General features: G+C 34.9%; 14 protein-coding genes. 7 read left to right on the forward strand and 7 right to left on the reverse strand.

The features are described from left to right. Positions 1–2: 2 nt before the first annotated feature. On the forward strand, positions 3–1,553 hold the full coding sequence (locus KORDIASMS9_RS18950) for an FMN-binding glutamate synthase family protein (RefSeq protein WP_114904360.1): 1,551 nt from the start codon (positions 3–5) through the stop codon (positions 1,551–1,553). A gap of 87 nt (positions 1,554–1,640) precedes the next feature. Here KORDIASMS9_RS18950 and KORDIASMS9_RS18955 read toward each other — a convergent pair whose 3' ends face one another. Beyond that, entirely contained in the window at positions 1,641–3,176 is a 1,536-nt protein-coding gene (locus KORDIASMS9_RS18955; protein ID WP_162820053.1) for a tetratricopeptide repeat protein, read from the reverse strand. Between the two features lie 247 nt (positions 3,177–3,423). Between KORDIASMS9_RS18955 and KORDIASMS9_RS18960 the strand changes: the two genes are divergently transcribed. Both KORDIASMS9_RS18960 and KORDIASMS9_RS18965 read left to right on the forward strand, forming a co-directional pair. Further along, positions 3,424–5,238, forward strand: coding sequence for a hypothetical protein (locus KORDIASMS9_RS18960; protein WP_114904362.1), 1,815 nt, complete (start codon positions 3,424–3,426; stop codon positions 5,236–5,238). A 7-nt stretch (positions 5,239–5,245) separates the two neighbouring features. Then, the gene (locus tag KORDIASMS9_RS18965; RefSeq protein ID WP_114904363.1) at positions 5,246–6,235 is read left to right on the forward strand and encodes a hemagglutinin protein; all 990 of its coding nucleotides are present in this window, start codon (positions 5,246–5,248) and stop codon (positions 6,233–6,235) included. 198 nt (positions 6,236–6,433) lie between these two features. Here the strand turns inward: KORDIASMS9_RS18965 and KORDIASMS9_RS23465 are convergent, their stop codons facing one another. Then, positions 6,434–6,592 carry a hypothetical protein gene (locus KORDIASMS9_RS23465; RefSeq protein WP_162820054.1) on the reverse strand — a complete coding sequence of 53 codons (159 nt, stop codon included), beginning with the start codon at positions 6,590–6,592 and terminating at the stop codon, positions 6,434–6,436. Between the two features lie 64 nt (positions 6,593–6,656). Further along, positions 6,657–7,127, reverse strand: coding sequence for a hypothetical protein (locus KORDIASMS9_RS18970; protein WP_114904364.1), 471 nt, complete (start codon positions 7,125–7,127; stop codon positions 6,657–6,659). 91 nt (positions 7,128–7,218) lie between these two features. On the opposite strand from KORDIASMS9_RS18970, the gene KORDIASMS9_RS18975 reads away from it, so the two are divergent. Then, positions 7,219–7,743, forward strand: a complete 525-nt coding sequence (locus KORDIASMS9_RS18975) for a hypothetical protein (protein ID WP_114904365.1) — start codon at positions 7,219–7,221, stop codon at positions 7,741–7,743. On the opposite strand, the gene KORDIASMS9_RS18980 is transcribed toward KORDIASMS9_RS18975, so the two are convergent. After that, positions 7,740–9,914: a M1 family metallopeptidase gene (locus tag KORDIASMS9_RS18980; protein WP_114904366.1), complete on the reverse strand. Its 2,175-nt coding sequence runs from the start codon at positions 9,912–9,914 to the stop codon at positions 7,740–7,742. The genes KORDIASMS9_RS18975 and KORDIASMS9_RS18980 overlap by 4 nt on opposite strands. A 198-nt stretch (positions 9,915–10,112) precedes the next feature. On the opposite strand from KORDIASMS9_RS18980, the gene KORDIASMS9_RS18985 reads away from it, so the two are divergent. After that, positions 10,113–10,952: a hypothetical protein gene (locus tag KORDIASMS9_RS18985; protein ID WP_114904367.1), complete on the forward strand. Its 840-nt coding sequence runs from the start codon at positions 10,113–10,115 to the stop codon at positions 10,950–10,952. A 79-nt stretch (positions 10,953–11,031) separates the two neighbouring features. Here KORDIASMS9_RS18985 and KORDIASMS9_RS18990 read toward each other — a convergent pair whose 3' ends face one another. Then, a complete protein-coding gene (locus tag KORDIASMS9_RS18990; protein ID WP_114904368.1) occupies positions 11,032–12,651 on the reverse strand; it encodes a PQQ-dependent sugar dehydrogenase in 1,620 nt (539 codons plus the stop codon). Positions 12,652–12,675: 24 nt separating this feature from the next. Beyond that, positions 12,676–14,970, reverse strand: coding sequence for a TonB-dependent receptor domain-containing protein (locus KORDIASMS9_RS18995; RefSeq protein WP_114904369.1), 2,295 nt, complete (start codon positions 14,968–14,970; stop codon positions 12,676–12,678). 177 nt (positions 14,971–15,147) lie between these two features. Between KORDIASMS9_RS18995 and KORDIASMS9_RS19000 the strand changes: the two genes are divergently transcribed. Beyond that, positions 15,148–15,651, forward strand: a complete 504-nt coding sequence (locus tag KORDIASMS9_RS19000; protein ID WP_114904370.1) for an SMI1/KNR4 family protein — start codon at positions 15,148–15,150, stop codon at positions 15,649–15,651. 44 nt (positions 15,652–15,695) lie between these two features. Here KORDIASMS9_RS19000 and KORDIASMS9_RS19005 read toward each other — a convergent pair whose 3' ends face one another. Then, positions 15,696–15,965 carry a hypothetical protein gene (locus tag KORDIASMS9_RS19005; protein ID WP_114904371.1) on the reverse strand — a complete coding sequence of 90 codons (270 nt, stop codon included), beginning with the start codon at positions 15,963–15,965 and terminating at the stop codon, positions 15,696–15,698. A 257-nt stretch (positions 15,966–16,222) separates the two neighbouring features. Here KORDIASMS9_RS19005 and KORDIASMS9_RS19010 point away from each other — a divergent pair, with 257 nt between their 5' ends. Beyond that, positions 16,223–17,983, forward strand: coding sequence for a hypothetical protein (locus KORDIASMS9_RS19010; RefSeq protein WP_114904372.1), 1,761 nt, complete (start codon positions 16,223–16,225; stop codon positions 17,981–17,983). The last annotated feature ends 1 nt before the right edge of the window (position 17,984 follow it).

Raw genomic sequence — 17,984 nt, forward strand, 5'->3', positions numbered from 1 at the left:
ATATGGACGCAGTTTTAAACTTTTTAGGCAATATTTCATGGTGGATGTGGATTTTGATTGTGTTACTTTTAATTGCTATTAGAGATGTTTTTCAACGGAAACATACCATCAGTCATAATTTTCCTATTGTGGGACACATTCGGTATATGTTTGAAAGTATCGGACCAGAAATTCGCCAGTATTTTGTAGCGAACAATCGAGAAGAATTACCTTTCAATCGTATAGAACGCGGTTGGATTTATGCCTCTGCCAAAAAACAAAACAATTACGAAGGTTTCGGAACCGATAGAGATATTTACAAACATCATCACATGTTTATCAACAATGCCATGATGCCGTATAAAGTAGCGGAAAACCATCCGAATGCTGAGGATAAGTCGTTTTTACCGTGTGCAAAAGTCATGGGCGAATTCAACAAAAGAAAACGTCCGTATCGTCCTGCTTCTATTATTAACGTATCTGCGATGAGTTTTGGATCGCTTTCCGCCAAAGCGGTAGAATCGATGAATAAAGGCGTGAAATTAGCGCATGCATATCACAATACAGGAGAAGGCGGTTTGTCTCCACATCACAGTCACGGCGGCGATGTCGTTTTTCATTTTGGAACAGGATATTTTGGTGTTCGTGCGGAAGATGGCGGGTTTTCCATGGAAAAAATGGTCAAATTGGTAAACGAAAATCCATTCATCAGAGCGATTGAAGTAAAACTATCGCAAGGTGCCAAACCAGGAAAAGGTGGTGTGTTGCCTGGAAAAAAAATTACACCTGAAATTGCTAAAATTAGAGGTGTAGAAGTTGGAAAAGATGTATTATCGCCTCCAAATCATAAAGCATTTTCTAATGTTCCTGAACTCGTAGATTTTGTAGAAGCCATTGCAGAAGCTACTGGATTGCCTGTGGGAATTAAAGCTGCTATTGGGAAACTTGGTCAATGGGAAGAATTGGCAGATATTATGAAAACTACCGGAAAAGGACCTGATTTTATTACAGTTGATGGTGGCGAAGGCGGAACTGGTGCTGCGCCTCCAAGTTTTGCAGATCACGTTTCGTTACCTTGGGTTTATGGTTTTGCCGATTTGTATAAATTGTTTCAAGATAAAGGACTCAGCGAACGCATTGTGTTTGTTGGTAGTGGAAAGTTAGGATTTCCTGCCAAAGCTGCGATGGCTTTTGCGATGGGCGTTGATTGTATCAATGTAGCGCGTGAAGCCATGATGAGCATTGGTTGTATTCAAGCGCAGGTTTGTCATACCAATCGTTGTCCAGCGGGCGTAGCGACACAAAGTAAATGGTTGCAAAACGGAATTGATCCAACGTTGAAGTCGGTGCGATTGGCACAATATTTTAAAACCTTCCGTAAAGAATTTATTGAGATCACACATGCTGCTGGTTATGAGCATCCGTGTCAATTTAATATGAAAGATGTGGTGATGAATGTGGACGACCATCATTTGTCAAAAAACTTAGACATTGCGTATGATTATCAAAAAACGCCTGTGCCGTTTGACGGAATGAAATCGCTTCAAGAGTGTGAGTATTTGGGTGGAAAGTGATGTTTTTTGTTGATCTGTTGATTTGTCTCTTTGTTGATTTGTTTTTGTGAATTTGCTGTTTCATTGAATCTCTTCAAAACTCATAAACTAAAGTAACTTTCTAATAAACAACTCAAGCTCCTCTCCTTTTGGAACGTCTAACTTTTTACGAATACGATAGCGCGCAGATTTGATAGAAGATAACGTTGCATTGCGCACATTCATAATTTCTTTCAGACTTAAATTGAGATACATTAAATGGCAAATTTCACGTTCTGATTTTGTCAAGGTAGGAAAGCGTTCGGCTAATTCTATTTCAAAATTAGCTTCCGACATATTGTTTACTTCTGATACACTATCTAATCGTTTTTCAGTAGTAATTTGGTTTTTAAGTTGCACTAAAATTGTTTGATAACGTTCTATTACACCCGAACTACTGTCTTTTGTTTGGAGGTCTTTGATAGTATCTAGCAGTTCTTTTTTAAAATCAATACGCATCTTATTATCCATCAATAAACGTTCTGTTTTAAAACGAAGAAAATTCACTTTTTCATTCAATAATTCAGTCTCTAACTCTTGTTTTTGATGATTTCTAAGAGCAATTTTTCGTTTGTAGCGATACAGAAAAAATAAGCTGACCAACGCAATGACTGCAAGAAAAAATAAAATAGCGAACAAACGTTTTTGCGAACGTTGTGTTTTGGCAACTCGTTGTAATTCTATTTTTTCTGTGGAAGCTTGCAAACTGTCACGATACGATTCTTGCTTAAACCTAAATTCTAAAACCAGTTTTTCAAAACGTGCTGACTGTTCTAGGGTTTTAGAAGAATCTCTATACTTTTTGTACGTTCTATAATAGAACAATGCTTTTTTGTAATTCTTTTGATCGCGTTGAATCTTGTAGCGTTCTAAATACAAGTGTCCCAACAATGATTTATTTCCATATTGAGCAGCCAATACTTCACTACTATCGAGATATCTTGATGCTTTATCAAATTGATTCATTTTTCGAGCACTATACGCTAAATCTTTCATCGTAGAAGCCAACCGCTCTATTTTTTCTTCTTTTTTATAAATGACAAGATTTTTTTTGTGAAGCTCTAAAGCTTTTTTATACATTTTTTTATCTCTGTATATTTTCGCTTTATATCTATTTACATCTGATAGATAAAGAGGTGCCGTAAAATAATTTTTGGCACTATCTAAAACAATAAGTGCGCTATCATGGGCTTTCTTCAAGTATAAAAAATGTCCATAATTACTTAGCGATACTCCATAATCTAAACTATCATTACGGCGCATTACTAAAGCTTTCTTCATATAGGAAATAGCTTTGTCATATTTTCCTTGCGAACGAAACAACATGGCAATATTATGATACGAGCGGCCAATTTTTGACGAATCTTTAGCTTTTTCTTTAATTTCAAGAGCCGTTAAGTAATAGTGTAATGCTTTATCGTAATTATTACGTCTGCGTTCAATAATTCCCAAACAATCGTATGCTAACGCTTTTTGTTTTGACTGATCACTGTGTGTATATGAATCATCTAAAATTGACAATGCATTTTTTAACTGTTGTTCTGCGTATAATGGATTTGAAGTGTCTGTTAAAATACCCAAATTAATAGCATATTTTACACGCAAAGAATCCGAAGTTTCAGTTTTCAGCAGAACAGAAATTGAATCTATTTGTTGTTGTTTTGTTTGTCCATAAGCGAACGAAACACAAAAAAAAAGGAAAAAAAGTAGGTGTTTTTTCAATGTGACTAATTTACTGCAATATGGCGAAAAAAAAGAATTATTTAGACTTTGCTACCTTTTGCTACCAGTAATTTTATCTGCTTATATAGCATTTACAATACTTTTGGGCAATTGATTAATTTATTTTATTATGAGAAAAATTGCCTTACTACTACTCTACTTAGTTGCTGTACAAACTTTACATTCACAATCGCCTGAAAAAATTAACTACCAAGCAATCATTAAAGATTCTAATGGTAATTTAGTCAGTAATCAGAATATTGCGATTCAAATCAATATCAATCAAACTACAGCAAATGGAACTACCGTGTATAGTGAAACCCATGCAGTAACTACTTCTGATGATGGTTTGATTGCTTTACAAATTGGAGATGGGACAACTACCGATAATTTTTCTGCAATTTCTTGGGGAAGCAATACGTATTTTTTAAATGTTGCTGTCGATTTGAATAATGGAACAAACTATAGTGATTTAGGAACGCAACAATTGGTGAGTGTGCCGTATGCATTACACGCCGTCACAAGTACCACTAGTACTTCAGTAGCAGATTCAGATAATGATACTAAAATTCAAGTAGAAGAAACAACTGATGAAGATGTTATTCGTTTTGATTTGGAAGGAACTGAATATTTTAGAATGAATGCTGGTAAAATCGCCACCTTAAATAACGGTTTTAGCGTTTATATTGGAGAAAATGCTGGTTTAAATGATGATTTCAGTGATAATGAAAACGTCGGAATCGGATACAAAGCGTTGGAACTAAACGTTACCGCAGGAGCTAATACAAGTATTGGAGCGTTTTCACTTGGTAAATCTGAAACAGGATTTAGCAACACAGCTATTGGAACAGGAGCCATGCAAAATAATGTTTCTGGAGATGAAAATGTAAGTATTGGTGTTGGAAGCTTGGGAAATATTATTGATTCTAACGGTAATGTAGGAATAGGATTCAATTCAGGACTCAACAATACGGGCGAAAAAAATGTTTTTATAGGATCTGAAGCAACTATTTCTGGAAATATTTCTAACAGACTTGTTATTGATAATAGCAACACTACAGATCCACTGATTGATGGAGACTTTCTAGCCAATACATTAAACATCAATGGAGAACTTTCTATCAACGATAATTTCAGTTTCCCTACAACCGATGGAACTAATGGACAAGTATTGAGTACCAACGGATCAGGAGCGGTTTCATGGCAAAGCATTCCTATTACATCTAACACAGGAAATTTATTCGTAGGAAATAATGCAGGTACTAACGTCAGTGATTCTGGAAATGTACTGATAGGTCCTAGAGCTGGTAGAGATTTAACAAGCAATATAGATAATACCATGGTTGGGAATGGTGCAGGAGAAAGCAACACAGGAAATAGAAACACCTTCATGGGATATTTAGCGGGTCAAAATAATACAGGAAGCGACAATACTTTTATTGGCTATAGAGCAGGTCAAAATAATGCGTTAGGAACTAATAATGTATTTATCGGACCAAATACAGGATCTAATGAATCAGGATCTAATAAATTATATATTGACAATTCAAATACATCTGCTCCGCTTATTTTTGGAGATTTTTACGCAAATACGCTCAAAGTGAATGGAACTTTAGAAACAACTTCCAATACCACAGTAGGAGGAACTCTAAAAATTGGTTCTAGCTCAACTTTAAGTGGGATTTACAAAGCTTCTATATTTAAAAATGTTGGGAGTGTGAGTGGAAATAGTAGCCGAATTGAAACATTTACAATAAATGGTGTAAGTCCAGGCGATGTGGTGTTTGTTTCACCTAGTGAAAATTTAAGTGGGCAAATAGTAATCTCGCAATGTTGGGTAAGTGCAAATAATACGGTGAGCGTTAAATTTAGAAACACTGATGGAGGAAGTAAAGATCCAGATGAAAGCAATGGTGCAACGTACTATTTTGGAGTAATTAAGTAACAGAAAGATGAAACAATCAATAACAATTATAAGTATTTTCTTTTTTACTACTTTCTATGTAAATGCACAAACCATAGAACGTCAAGTGATAGGAGCCGCAGGAACTACGTTTTCGAATGCCAATATTACAGCTGAATTTACCGTTGGTGAAACAGCTACTGCTACAATTTCCAATGGGATAGTGACATTTTCGCAAGGATTTCATCAAGAAACGATAAAATTAGAAATTTTCATCAATCCAAAAATATATTTACAAGGAGCAGCTTTGAGTCCAAATACAGGAGAAGAAAACCTCATGAGAGATGATTTACGTGTGGCAAGTTTAGTACCAACAACTTCACCATATACAGACGGATTAACCTGTGATGCAAGCGTTTTCAATACGACTGGCGCAAATGCTATTGTGGATTGGGTTTGGATAGAATTAAGAGCTGCAACTGATAATACGAGTATTTTATATAGTACTTCTGCCCTATTACAACGTGATGGAGATATTGTTGCTACTGATGGAGTTTCTGTACTGTCTTTCAATGCGGCTGTAGACAACTATTTTATAGCGATAAAACACCGAAATCACTTAGGAATCATGACCTCAACAGCGATTTTGATAGATACCACTTCTGCTGACTTTACCAATGCAAGCAATCAAATTACTTTTGGAAACAATGCACAAACAACATCAGGAATGCCTAATGGAATTACAGTCATGTGGTCTGGAAACGCCAATAATGATACGGTAATACAATATTCAGGCATCACACCTGATACGCCAGCTATTTTATCAGAAATACTAAACGATCCCGGAAACTTTCTAAACTTCCCAACGTATGTCGTAAGCGGATATAATGCCAATGATGTAAATATGAATGGAAGCACACAATACTCAGGGACAAACCCAGATACACCATTGATCTTGCAAAATGTATTGGCACATCCTGGAAACTTCTTAAACTTTAGTACGTATCAAATCACAGAACAATTACCAGAAAACAATTAAAAATAGTCGTAACAAAAGTAAAAGCAAAAGAGGTTATCTTGGAAGTTGCAATTTCGTCAAACCGAACTCTTGTGCTGAACTTGATTCAGTATGATTCGGTTTCTCATAACAGTTAAAAATCAGCTTTATGAGATTCTGGATCAAGTCCAGAATGACGCGTTTTAGAACTTTTAAGACAGCCTCAATGTAGTTTATTTTTTATTTCTGAGAACCACAAACATGCGGACAGGATTTCGTTAAGTCACCGATTGTAGTTATTGTCGTTGTTGTCCAAATTCCTCCTTTTACTTCATTTGAAGAAACGTTCGCAATTGCTTTTTTGTTAAGCGTTAAGGTTTTAATACTTTTTGTTTTCATGATTAAAAATTTTGATTTATAATCTTAAAGATATCAAATTGGTGAAAACAATTGTTTTAATTTTTTATAATTCTTCTATCATTAACTGAAAATCATATTGTAAATCTTCATGCAAAGTACTGATGGCTTTTTTTGCCATTCCTAATTGACGTTCGTAAATGTTGTTCATTTGTACGCTTCTTTGATGCGAAGGTTTTAATTCTTTCAACTTTCCACAGAAATGGAGTAAAATGGCAGCTTCCGTTTCTTTCTTTTTGGAATAGCGAATGTATTTTTTGAGCAATCGTAGAATTTTACGCGTACTTTTTTTTACATAATACAAACTATCGTGATTCAGTTTTGAAAATGCTAGGTCTACTTCTTCGTTTACCGAATCTATGTATGCATCCTCATCATGAGAATCGAACAATACATACGTCAACAACTCTTTATTCTCTTTCTTAAACTTCGCTAATTTCAAGCAAATCTCCATCAAATCTTGATGGGAATGTTCTTGTAATTCTTTTTTGAGTATGGTAACCGTAACAACTTTCATGTTTGTAAATGAATTTCGGTGTAATTTAAACAATAAATCTTTATTTGTCTAGTTAGTTAAAACGTATTATGTTTGCTAAAAATGCTATTTTATGGAAGACAGAATTTTTGATTTGTTAATGTATTCGGTACCAGCTATTATTACGGGCGGACTTGCGTATTTTTTCTTTAGAGATCACATGCAAAATGAAGATAAGAGAAGACGTTATTTATTGCACAAAGATTCCCAAAAAGAAGCGTTGCCAATACGTTTGCAAGCGTACGAGCGACTTTCTTTATTTTTAGAACGCATTACACCTTCCAAATTATTGATTCGCGTGACGCCCAATTCTTCCAATAAAGAAGATTACGAACGCTTGTTGATTATGAGCATTGAACAAGAGTTCGATCATAATTTATCACAACAAATTTACATGAGCGATCAATGTTGGAATATCATCATTGCCGCAAAAAATACCACGATACAACTCATTCGCAAAGCAGGATTGTCTGAAAAAGTAACCTCTGCCGATAAATTGCGTGAAGTCGTTCTCACAGAAATGATGGAACAAGAATCGCCAAGCAATACTGCATTATCATTTATCAAAAAAGAAGTCGGGGATTTGTTGAATCCTTAATTTTTAATTCGCTTTTCTAAAAATACTTTTTCGGCTTCTGAAAGCAACTTTTTAGTACGCTGTATATTTTCTTGATAGGAAGAGTTTTTAATGAAACTATCTAACAAATCTCTGCAAAAACTCGCAAATCGCCAGTTGTGATGCATCGCTCCGTTGACCAAATCTGCTAAGTTTTGATCGGTAAACGCACGCAATTCATTGAGGAAAATAAACGCATTTTGGCGTACTTCAAAATGATTGTGAGTTTGTGTGTAATTGGTCAATTCTTGATAGTATTTTGGTGTATTGCGTCCGCTGTAATCTTTGGTTACAATTGCCAAGGTGAGCCAAAGCGTTCGGAAACTTTTATCGTTAAACCCTACAACATCTTTGGTTTGATCTAAATACTTTTTTTGATCTGTTGCAAAATTTCCCCATAAATTATACAAAGCCGCTTCTTTGGTCATGTAAGAAGCATCATTGAGCAAACTTTCATATTCAGTTTTTAATTCTTTAGGAATTTTAGTGAGTGTTTGTGCAATGGTTTGACGCACTTTCAGATTTTTTGTGGCGAAAGCGACTTTGTAAACGTCATTGCTAACTATTGGATTATCGTTTGGAATATTTTTTATCAAATTGACTAACAATTCTTCTGAAATAGGACCTTCTTTCTGCACGACTTCATTTTGTGACAACTCAAAAACTTTGGAGATATTCAAACAAGTAGTAGCACTTTCTTTAGACGTTTGAAATGTTCTGAACGAAGCTACTTGTCCAGGCGCGCCACTAATTCCACCCAAAAGTGAATACATATTTTCACTAATACCAGAGTTTTGTGTCAGTAATTTATCAAAATCGTAAAAATCATCAGGTAATTGCGGATTTACCAACCAAGTCTGCACAAAAGCATCTAAATTTTGTCCGCTTTCTTCTGCTACTATTTGAATAAAATCTTCTGTTTCAGCACTCTTGAATTTATAAGTATTTAAATAACGCTTTACCGCATTTTTAAACGGCTTCTCTCCTACTTTTGTTCGCAACACATGCAAAACCCAAGCACCTTTTTGATAAAACGTTAAGCTACTTGCTTTCGGATTTAACAACGATTCGCCTTTTCCATCGTTGAGCTTTTGTAATTGCATCGCAGAAGTATATAACTTCCAATAAAAATAATTGTCGCCAAAAATTTCCTTTTCCGCCAACAAGGCATAATAGGTAGCAAAACCTTCTTGCAACCAATGATGTGTGCCACTTTTTGCCGTCACCAAATCGCCAAACCATTGATGTGCCAATTCGTGCGCGTTGACGTTTACGTAGTTTTTATCAACAAAACTCGTACTATCTACCACAAAAGCATCTGAAAAAATAGTGGTTCCCGTATTTTCCATGCCTGCATACAAAAAGTCTTTTACAGGAACTTGCTTGTAATTTTGCCACGGATATGCTACGCCAATTTCTTCTTCTAAAAAGTCAAAAATACGTTTCGTATGTCGGTATGTCGGTTCAAACTTGGCTTCATCTTCAGGATAATAATACAATTCAATTGGAATGCCACTTTTAGAAGCAATAACTTTCTTTTTGTACTTTCCGATGGCAATCGCCGCTAAATAACTACTCATTGGCTGTTTCATGTCGTAATACCATTTCGTCAGCGAATCATTAGGCGATTCTTTTTTGAGTAATTTTCCATTGGCAATTACTTCGTAACGCTTGTCAAATGTGATGCTAAAGTCAAATTCCACCTTTTCATTCACATCGTCAAAACTTGGCAACCAACTGCTCGTATATTTTCCTTGACCTTGTGTCCAAATTTGCTTTCTGCCTTTGCTTTCGTGCCAATCAATAAAATACATCGCTTTTTTAGGATGTGTAAATGTTGCCAATCCAACGACATGTTTCTCTCCTTTTTTAAACTTATATTTCAGAATAATCTTTTGATCACGATACGAAGTTTCCGCTTGAAACGTTTGTTGATATACTTTATACGTATCCACTGTTCGCATGTCAAAATAAATACTGTCCACATCTTGCAGCACTTCAAATTCATACTGCACATCAATGCCAACTTGTTCCGTAGCAGGATTTATTACAACATCAACCGTTGCCTTTGTAAAATCGACAGCGTTGGTTTGTTGCGCAAAAAGCAGACAATTTGCACATAAAAAAAGGAATACTAAAAAGCGAGAATTCATGAAAAGGGTTTAGATCATTACAACGGTTTCAAGGTATTATTTATTGGAAACATAAAAAATTCTTTTTTGAATAATTTTGAGTGATATGCATCAAAAATAGTTCAATTTGCGTTCATTTTCGACACGTACAGACTACAACAGACCGTTTTTATTATTGTACTTTTACAATCAGAAAAATATATTTTCAGGTACATTTACATGAAACCACTAAAAAAATCAATTCAAAAATTCTTAAAAAGTCGGGCACGATGGAATCAAAAAATTCAATCGAATGCCATCAACGACGAAGATGTTGCGTTGATTGTAAATACGTCTATTTTGGGCGAATTGTGTTATGTGTTTTTGGAGTTTGACAAACCGCTGCATTTCCAGTTGTTAGACGTAGAAAATTTGTTGGAAACAGCATCGAATTTATTTTTTGAATATCTCTGTTTGGAACGAAAATACCAACCAGAGTTGTATGCAGAAGCACATGCCGATTTGGTAGAAAAGTATCAAGTTGTTTTGAGAGATATGTATAAGGGAAATCCAACATTAGCCACCTTTTCGCTCATTTCCATAGTGTCTTTATTACAGAAAAGAGATGCAATTATTAAAGCGAAATCTATTGTGTCGTTTGTGCCCGAATTGTTTACAGAGCAGCCAAGAGAAGCGATTGAAGCTAGTATGGATTTGATATTTTTTCAAACTAACTTTGGACTGCGAACGACGACAAAACTTGATGAAAAATGTATCAAATTACTAGAAAAATATTTACTTGAAGCGATTAAGGAATTTGACTTTCTGTTTGTATCCAGAATCTTGCGAACGCTCGCGTATGTAAACGCTCCAGAATCTACCGCGACCAAAAAAGCGATTGCATTTTTACTCAATTACAGACCAAGAAGAATCAATCTTATTTTAGAAATTGTGACCGAAAAAGGACGCCAACGCTTGGATGAAGATACTGAAATGGTAAAACTCAACAAAGAAATCATGATTGCCGTATTGGAATGGGAAACAGATTTTCGATTTTATCGTGATTTGGGAATTTTATAAAAAGCTGAAACTTTCGACCAACAAAAAACCTCAAATGTGTTGTTTTGAGGTTTTTAAAATCTAAATGTGTTTACAAACGTTATTTCTTCTCTTTTTGTACTTTGCTTACGGCTTCTTCCGTGTAAAAATTCTCAGTTTCATTGCCCCATGAAGTAGAAGTATAATTCATCACGTCGGCAACTTGTTTGTCGCTAAGTCCAAGTGGCGACATAATTCCTCTGTATTTTACACCGTTGACCAAAATTTCACCTTTTAGTCCGTATTTGACAGAATGGATGCTTTCTACAACTTTATCCGTTAACCAATCAGAACCTGCTAATGGTGGATATACTTTGGCTACACCTTCTCCTTTGGCTAAATGACATTGTACACACACATTATTATACACCGCTTCACCTCTTTTAAAACTTTCTTCTTTTTCTTTTGCAGATGCTTCTGAACGTTTCATAAAAGTAATTGCGGTAGCTTCACTCATATTGCTATCAGTATCAGCTGTATTTTTTGGTTTTTCTTGAGATTTTTTCTGAGATACTTTCGAAACCATTCTGAAAACGCCTTCACCATCAATTCCCACATAAATATAACCGTCTGGACCTTGGCGAACCGAGCGTACACGACCAATTCCGTCCAATAATTTTTCACGCTTGGCAACTTTTTCATCTGGCGTAAGCGTTAATAATTCTAAATATTGAAATTTTAAAGAACCTACAACGAGATTTCCTTTTAAATCAGGATAGACATCACTTGTAACAAATGCCATTCCGCTTGGCGCAATCGACGGCACCCAATAGTACAACGGTTGTTGCATGCCTTCACGAGCCGTTTCGTCTGTGATGGTTGTTCCACTGTAATTGATTCCGTACGTTATTACTGGCCAACCGTAATTTACTGCTTTCGTAATTGGATTGATTTCATCGCCACCGCGTGGACCGTGCTCATGCACCCAAATTTGTTGCGTACGCGGATTCATTGCCATTCCTTGCGGATTTCGATGTCCGAACGAGAAAATAGCTTCTTTGGCATCTTTTTGACCGACAAACGGATTGTCGTCTGGAATGCGTCCATCTTCATGCAAACGATATACTTTTCCACCATCTTTGGTGATGTCTTGCGGATTTTCATCACGTTTTCCACGATCGCCAATGGTAAAATATACGTATCCATCATCAAACACAATGCGCGAACCAAAATGATGCGCCGTTTTTACATTTGGACTTCCTTCGTATAGTTTTTCAATTGAGGTCAATTCATTCCCTTCTAGTTTCGCTCGGATTAATGCGGTGTGACTTCCTTTTTCATTTTTCTTTACTAGAGAATAGGTAATGTAAATCCAGCCATTTTCTTTATAATTTGGATGTGCTGCGATGTCTAACAATCCACCTTGATTTCTAGCAAAAACTTCTGGCACATTTAATATAATTGTTTTTTTACCATCTTTTACATGATATAAAACTCCTAATCGTTCTGTAACCAACATGCTTCCATCTGGCAACCACGTCATTCCCCATGGAATATCAATTCCACCAACGACCAATTCGGCTTTGTAGTTTTCTTGATCTTTTGTGATTTCTTTCGTGGTTTTCACAGCTTTCAACTGATTGAATGGTGCTGGCGTAACTTTAGCAACTTCTTTTTGTTTTTCTCCACAAGAAATAAAAAGTAAGCTGACTAAAAAGAGAAAACTAATGGATTGTTTCATAATATGATGGGTATTATTTTTAGTTTATAATTGATAATTTAGTTGAACGCCGCCGTACATATTGAACGGTAATCCAGGATAAAAATAACGCGCTGAGGTATCATTTCCAAAAGCATTGACTTGTAATTGTGATGCATACGCGGTATCAAAAATATTATTGGCACCGATGGAAATGTCATAACTAAATTGACTTCCCAACGTGTTTTGATACCCAATTTTACCATTCAACAATTCAAAAGCGTCGCTGTAGAACGTGTTTTCATCATTTGCGGGCATTTCGCCAACGGCTTGAAAATCCAATCGTCCATAGAACCCTTTTTGGCTCGTGATTTCAATTCCTAAATTTACAACAGATTTTGGAACTCCCGTTAGGTCATTCCCAGAAAAATTTGCATTGGTTTCCGTAAATTCATCAAATGTGAAATCGTTAATGCTTGCATTTACATAAGAATTCAATGTAAAACTTTCAGTATTCACTATTTCATATCGAAGTGCAGCTTCAATTCCGTTATGCGACGTTTTTCCTGCATTGAGCGTGATGTTTTGATCCGTTTCTGTTCTTCTGTTGACCAATAAATCGCTGACTTTCATACTGTAGATCGAAACCGAACCTGATAGTTTTCTGTTGGTTGTGTGGAATCGTGAACCGATTTCAACATTCCAACCGCGTTCTGCTTTTATATTTGGATTGAACGCACCATTGGGAAATAAAGTTTCTGCCGTTGTCGGAGTTGAAAAACCATGCGCAACACTTCCAAAAAGATTGAAATTGTTTGAAACCGCATAGTTCAGTCCAAATTTGGGAGATACAATCGCATCAAAGGTAAAATCCTCTTCTACAGAAGCACTCAACTGATCTTCAACCGTATATGTTGTTTTATTGAGATGCAAACCAACACTTACGGTGAGCTTTTTCCATTCGTAAATAGCTTCAGCAAAGAGATTGAAATAGTTTCGGTTTTCGTCAATATTTGATAAAATTTCGCCAGCGACACTTCCAGTTCCAACAGGAAAATCTTGATACAGATTGTCAAATTGTTTTGCGTTGTAATTGTCAAAGAACAATTCGCCACCAAAAGACCATTTTAACGAACTATTTTCAAAGTCTTTCGTAGCTAACAAACGTGTTCGGATGCCGAAGGTAGTTGCTTGTTCTTCCAAAATATTAAAAGGTCGCGGTTCGTAATTGTTGTTAAAACTTGTAAATACGCTCGTTTTTTGCGTGTACGTTTCATTAAAATGATGACTCCAGTTTACGCCCAAAAGTGTTTTTTTGAAATCTTCAAATCCGCGAGCATTCTGCCAAATTGTGGCGGCATTTTGTGGCGAATTTTCAAAATCTTCTCTGTTTAACGAACTTGGAATAAAAGCTTTTAAGGTTGTGTAGTTTCCGATGAATGTCAGCTCGTTTTTATCATTTACAAACCAATTGGACGTAATCGTTGCCGTAGCTTTGTCTAAGGAATTGTTATCGCGATATCCGTCGGAATGTGTATTGCTATAAATAATGTTTACATTGGCTTTTTTGCCGCCGTGCGATACTTTTGCAACCGTTCTGAACAATCCAAAACTTCCCACTGTGGTAAACAAATTGGCATTCGTTTCGTTGAATTCTCCAAATTCTGGATATAATAAAATCGTTCCGCCCAACCCAACACCATAACTACTAGACGAAGGTCCTTTATGGATTTCCATGCGTGAAATCGCCGCTAGTTCTAAATCTTCAATGGCAGATTCGCCGTTTCCATCCGTTAATGGAATATCTGCATAATATGCCCGAATGTTTGCCGTAGAAAATGGACTTCGCGCGCCAATTCCTCTAATGGTAATTCTATTGGTATTCAGCGAACCGCTTTGCATGAAAACGCCTGGCACTCGGTTTAAAATAGGCGCTAATTGTACCGTATTTTCGCTGTAAATCTCACCTTTTGGCACAATACTCACAGCTTCGGTAGCTTGCGTTAATTTTTGATCAATCGTGATTCCATTGATGACTACTTCATCCAAAGCATTGGTTTTTGGCTGTAAAGCAACGATGGTATTTTCACTATTAACTTTAAAAATGAGTTGTGTATAATATCCTTCTAAAGAAATCCTTAATCGGGCATTTATTGAGTTTACGGTGATAGAAAACTTTCCTTTAGCATCTGTCTTTACAGTCACTTTCGAGTCAAAATCTTCTACGCTTGCATTCGCTAGAGGAATATTCGTAGCTTGATCAATCACAGTTCCTTCTACCAAATATTGCGCATGTACGGCAAAATTCACACAAAAAAATAAAAAAAGGAAAGAAAGCGTTGGAAAAGATTTTATGGGCACGAGTTTGGTTTTAGCACGTAAAAATAAACAGATTATTTGTCTTTTGTGGAAGCTTTTCCAAAAGTTAACATTTATTGGGTGAAATGTGAGACTTACGTAGATTGTTGGAGTGCTAGAGTATTAGCGTTTTCTTTAAATTTTAGTATATTGAACCTTCTACACATATTAAAATACTATATGAAACCGATTCTAGAAACGATTTCTCTAGAAATGATCAGATTGGCAGAATTTGATTATTCAGAAGCACAATTACAAGCTAAATGGTTTGGAAATGAACCTGCGACGAATGAAACAATTCAAAAAGTGGAGGAAAAATTAAAAGTTTCTTTACCAGAAGACTACAAGGAATTTTTATCTATTACAAATGGTTTTCACGCGTTTAGTGATGTAGAACCAACTTTTCATCCTGTAGAAACTATTGACTATTTACGAACTATTGATCGTGAATTTATTAAAATATGGAGAGAAACAGGAAATGAAGAAATTGCTGATGTTTTAGCGCAATCAATTGTTGTAGCTGGTATGAATGACGAGCAACTGTATTTATTAATTCCACCGAGTGAAGAATGTAAAAATTGGCGTTATTGGAAATTTGCTTCATGGATTCCAGGAGAAGAAGCTTTTGATAGCTTGAAACACTATTTTAAGGATACATTGAGCTATTTAAAAGGTGATGACTAATTTTATGGAGAAATTCATACAATAACTCTTCCTAGAAAAGTAATTTATTTTTGAGAAGTTTCTTCTTTTTTTCTAACTTTTGAATCTGCACTGGCTCTTTTAAGCATTTGAAATCCAAAATATAAAGAAGTCATTGCTATGATTAAGAGCAATATACCTGCAATTACAACACCAATAATAAAGCTTTGAGGCTCTTCTGCTTCAATTTTAGAAGTGTCTTTAAGTTTTTCTATAGTAGATGGTATTTGCGTAAACAATGTAATAGCGATAAACCCACCAATGCTTAACAAAATAAAACCTAACCCTTTCTTCATACAATCAAATATAGCTAATTATTTGGAGTCAAATGCATTTTTATAGTTTAAACAGAAGTATCCTTTGTAAATATAAAAACGTATTAATCCTCAAATCTAATGAAGTTTTAAGTCATTAATATTGATGTTTCGCTACTATATATTTAAAACTAGCTTTGAAATTGTAAACAACTAATAATCATAAAATTAACAATAACTATATCAAGACTATAGTTGTGAAATTGTTTTAACACAAAAAAATTATAAATCTAGAAATTATGAAAAAAAAAATACTTTTACTGATCTTAATGATCAGTTTTCATTATGTATATAGTCAATCTTTTCAAAGAATGGCTATAGCTAAAGGTGTTTACAAATTAGCGCCTAGAGCAAGCAGTAAAGTAACTTCATACTGCTTAGATTTTTCTCGAAAAGCTCCAACACGAGGAATGGATTATGGAAATATATTAAGTGGTGGAACAGAAGCTATAGTTGAAGTTGTTTCTTCATCCAATAACATTACTAGAATGCCTTTATATGAGGCAATTAAAAAAGATATTATTGAGATTAAAGGCATGAACTATTTTGATGGTCGTGGTAAAGAAGCACTAACAGAAATCGTAAGTCATGGAAAACGTCAAGGTTACGATGTTAAAGAATATGAATTTACTTTAAACATGTGGGATTTCATGACAATTTTTGAAAAAAACCAGGTAGAAAGAAATTTAGCAATCATGTCAGGGTATTCAGATGCAGGAAGCAGTTCTAGCTTAAAGTTTGTAAACAAAATAGATGATGAAGTACGAATAAAACTAAGGGATAACATACAACTATCTTCTCATAAAAATGAAACAGCAATAAAAGGCATTAAGGATATCAACATCAGCTCAAATCCCAAAAAGCAAATTGAAGATCAGGGAAGAGTGTGGGCTTCGAATGAGCGGAATAACTTATTGAAGCTAAAAAAGGTAGGAGTATATGATGGTACTACTAATGTTAATTTTAATAATGATGGACTAACCATAGATACTAAAAAAATATATTCAATAATAAAAAACAAGTATGGAATCCCTTCCGATACAAATTCTAAAGATGTATTTGATAATAATTTAGAAAAATGGATAAATCAACGACAAAAATATATTGAATCTTCTTTGAAAGAAATAGGGCTTGATGGAAATTTTGACGAACTCGTTAAATCCTATCAAAAATTTAAAGGGGAGAAAATGACTGGTAATTTTTCTAACTCTTTGGAAGTAAGGATGAAAAGAGATCTTAATAAAGGGATTTTTATCAGTAAAAAAGGAAAAGTTTACACTACTAAAAAATTAAAAATATCAAATAAAACAGAACGTGTTTTTGTACTAGAAGATAATATATATGTAAAATTTTCTAATAAAACTCACATAGATAATCTTGATAAAATACTTTCTAACAGAAAATACCTAAAGGAAGAAATAGAAGTCATTTCGTTTGCCTATGATGGTACTACAAGAGATGCTTTGAAAGAGCTTTTTCCAAATAACCATCTTGATTTTAGCATAACTTCGATGCAAAAGTTTCGAAAGAAATTAAAAGCTAGTAAAAAGAAATCAATTTTTGTTATGGGCCATATTGAACACGACGCTTTTGTAGTAAAAAATCAGTCACTAGATGATTTTAAAATTCCCTTAGATGATCTACGAATGCTAGCAAAAGAATTGGATGTCAATATTTTTCCTTTAGGATGCAATTCTGGTTCCTCTGGTACAGGTTTAGGAAATACATTTAACTCTATTGATGCATTACATAGGTTAAAACCAGCTTTTGAAAATAACAAAACCATCAAAGGCTTGTTAAGAGATCTTTCGGGTGATGACCTTAGAATTGTAATTGATGATATTCCTTTTGAAAACAAAGGATATCTAAAAGCACAAATATGTAAAGAAATAAAACTAGTCGGAACTTCAGGCTTATTAAGCGGTGGAACTCTTGGTCTTATTATATATAAAACCTTAGTAGAGAGTGATGATGATGATGATGATGATGATGAAAAATAAT

The organism is Kordia sp. SMS9, from assembly GCF_003352465.1.
In the GTDB taxonomy this organism is placed as follows: Bacteria; Bacteroidota; Bacteroidia; order Flavobacteriales; family Flavobacteriaceae; genus Kordia.

Excerpts from the sequence above, each read along its gene's own strand:
- KORDIASMS9_RS18950 (WP_114904360.1), top strand. The coding sequence starts at position 3 with ATGGACGCAGTTTTAAACTTTTTAGGCAATATTTCATGGTGGATGTGG.
- KORDIASMS9_RS18960 (WP_114904362.1), top strand. The coding sequence starts at position 3,424 with ATGAGAAAAATTGCCTTACTACTACTCTACTTAGTTGCTGTACAAACT.
- KORDIASMS9_RS18965 (WP_114904363.1), top strand. The coding sequence starts at position 5,246 with ATGAAACAATCAATAACAATTATAAGTATTTTCTTTTTTACTACTTTC.
- KORDIASMS9_RS23465 (WP_162820054.1), bottom strand. The coding sequence starts at position 6,592 with ATGAAAACAAAAAGTATTAAAACCTTAACGCTTAACAAAAAAGCAATT.
- KORDIASMS9_RS18970 (WP_114904364.1), bottom strand. The coding sequence starts at position 7,127 with ATGAAAGTTGTTACGGTTACCATACTCAAAAAAGAATTACAAGAACAT.
- KORDIASMS9_RS18975 (WP_114904365.1), top strand. The coding sequence starts at position 7,219 with ATGGAAGACAGAATTTTTGATTTGTTAATGTATTCGGTACCAGCTATT.
- KORDIASMS9_RS18980 (WP_114904366.1), bottom strand. The coding sequence starts at position 9,914 with ATGAATTCTCGCTTTTTAGTATTCCTTTTTTTATGTGCAAATTGTCTG.
- KORDIASMS9_RS18985 (WP_114904367.1), top strand. The coding sequence starts at position 10,113 with ATGAAACCACTAAAAAAATCAATTCAAAAATTCTTAAAAAGTCGGGCA.
- KORDIASMS9_RS18990 (WP_114904368.1), bottom strand. The coding sequence starts at position 12,651 with ATGAAACAATCCATTAGTTTTCTCTTTTTAGTCAGCTTACTTTTTATT.
- KORDIASMS9_RS19000 (WP_114904370.1), top strand. The coding sequence starts at position 15,148 with ATGAAACCGATTCTAGAAACGATTTCTCTAGAAATGATCAGATTGGCA.
- KORDIASMS9_RS19005 (WP_114904371.1), bottom strand. The coding sequence starts at position 15,965 with ATGAAGAAAGGGTTAGGTTTTATTTTGTTAAGCATTGGTGGGTTTATC.
- KORDIASMS9_RS19010 (WP_114904372.1), top strand. The coding sequence starts at position 16,223 with ATGAAAAAAAAAATACTTTTACTGATCTTAATGATCAGTTTTCATTAT.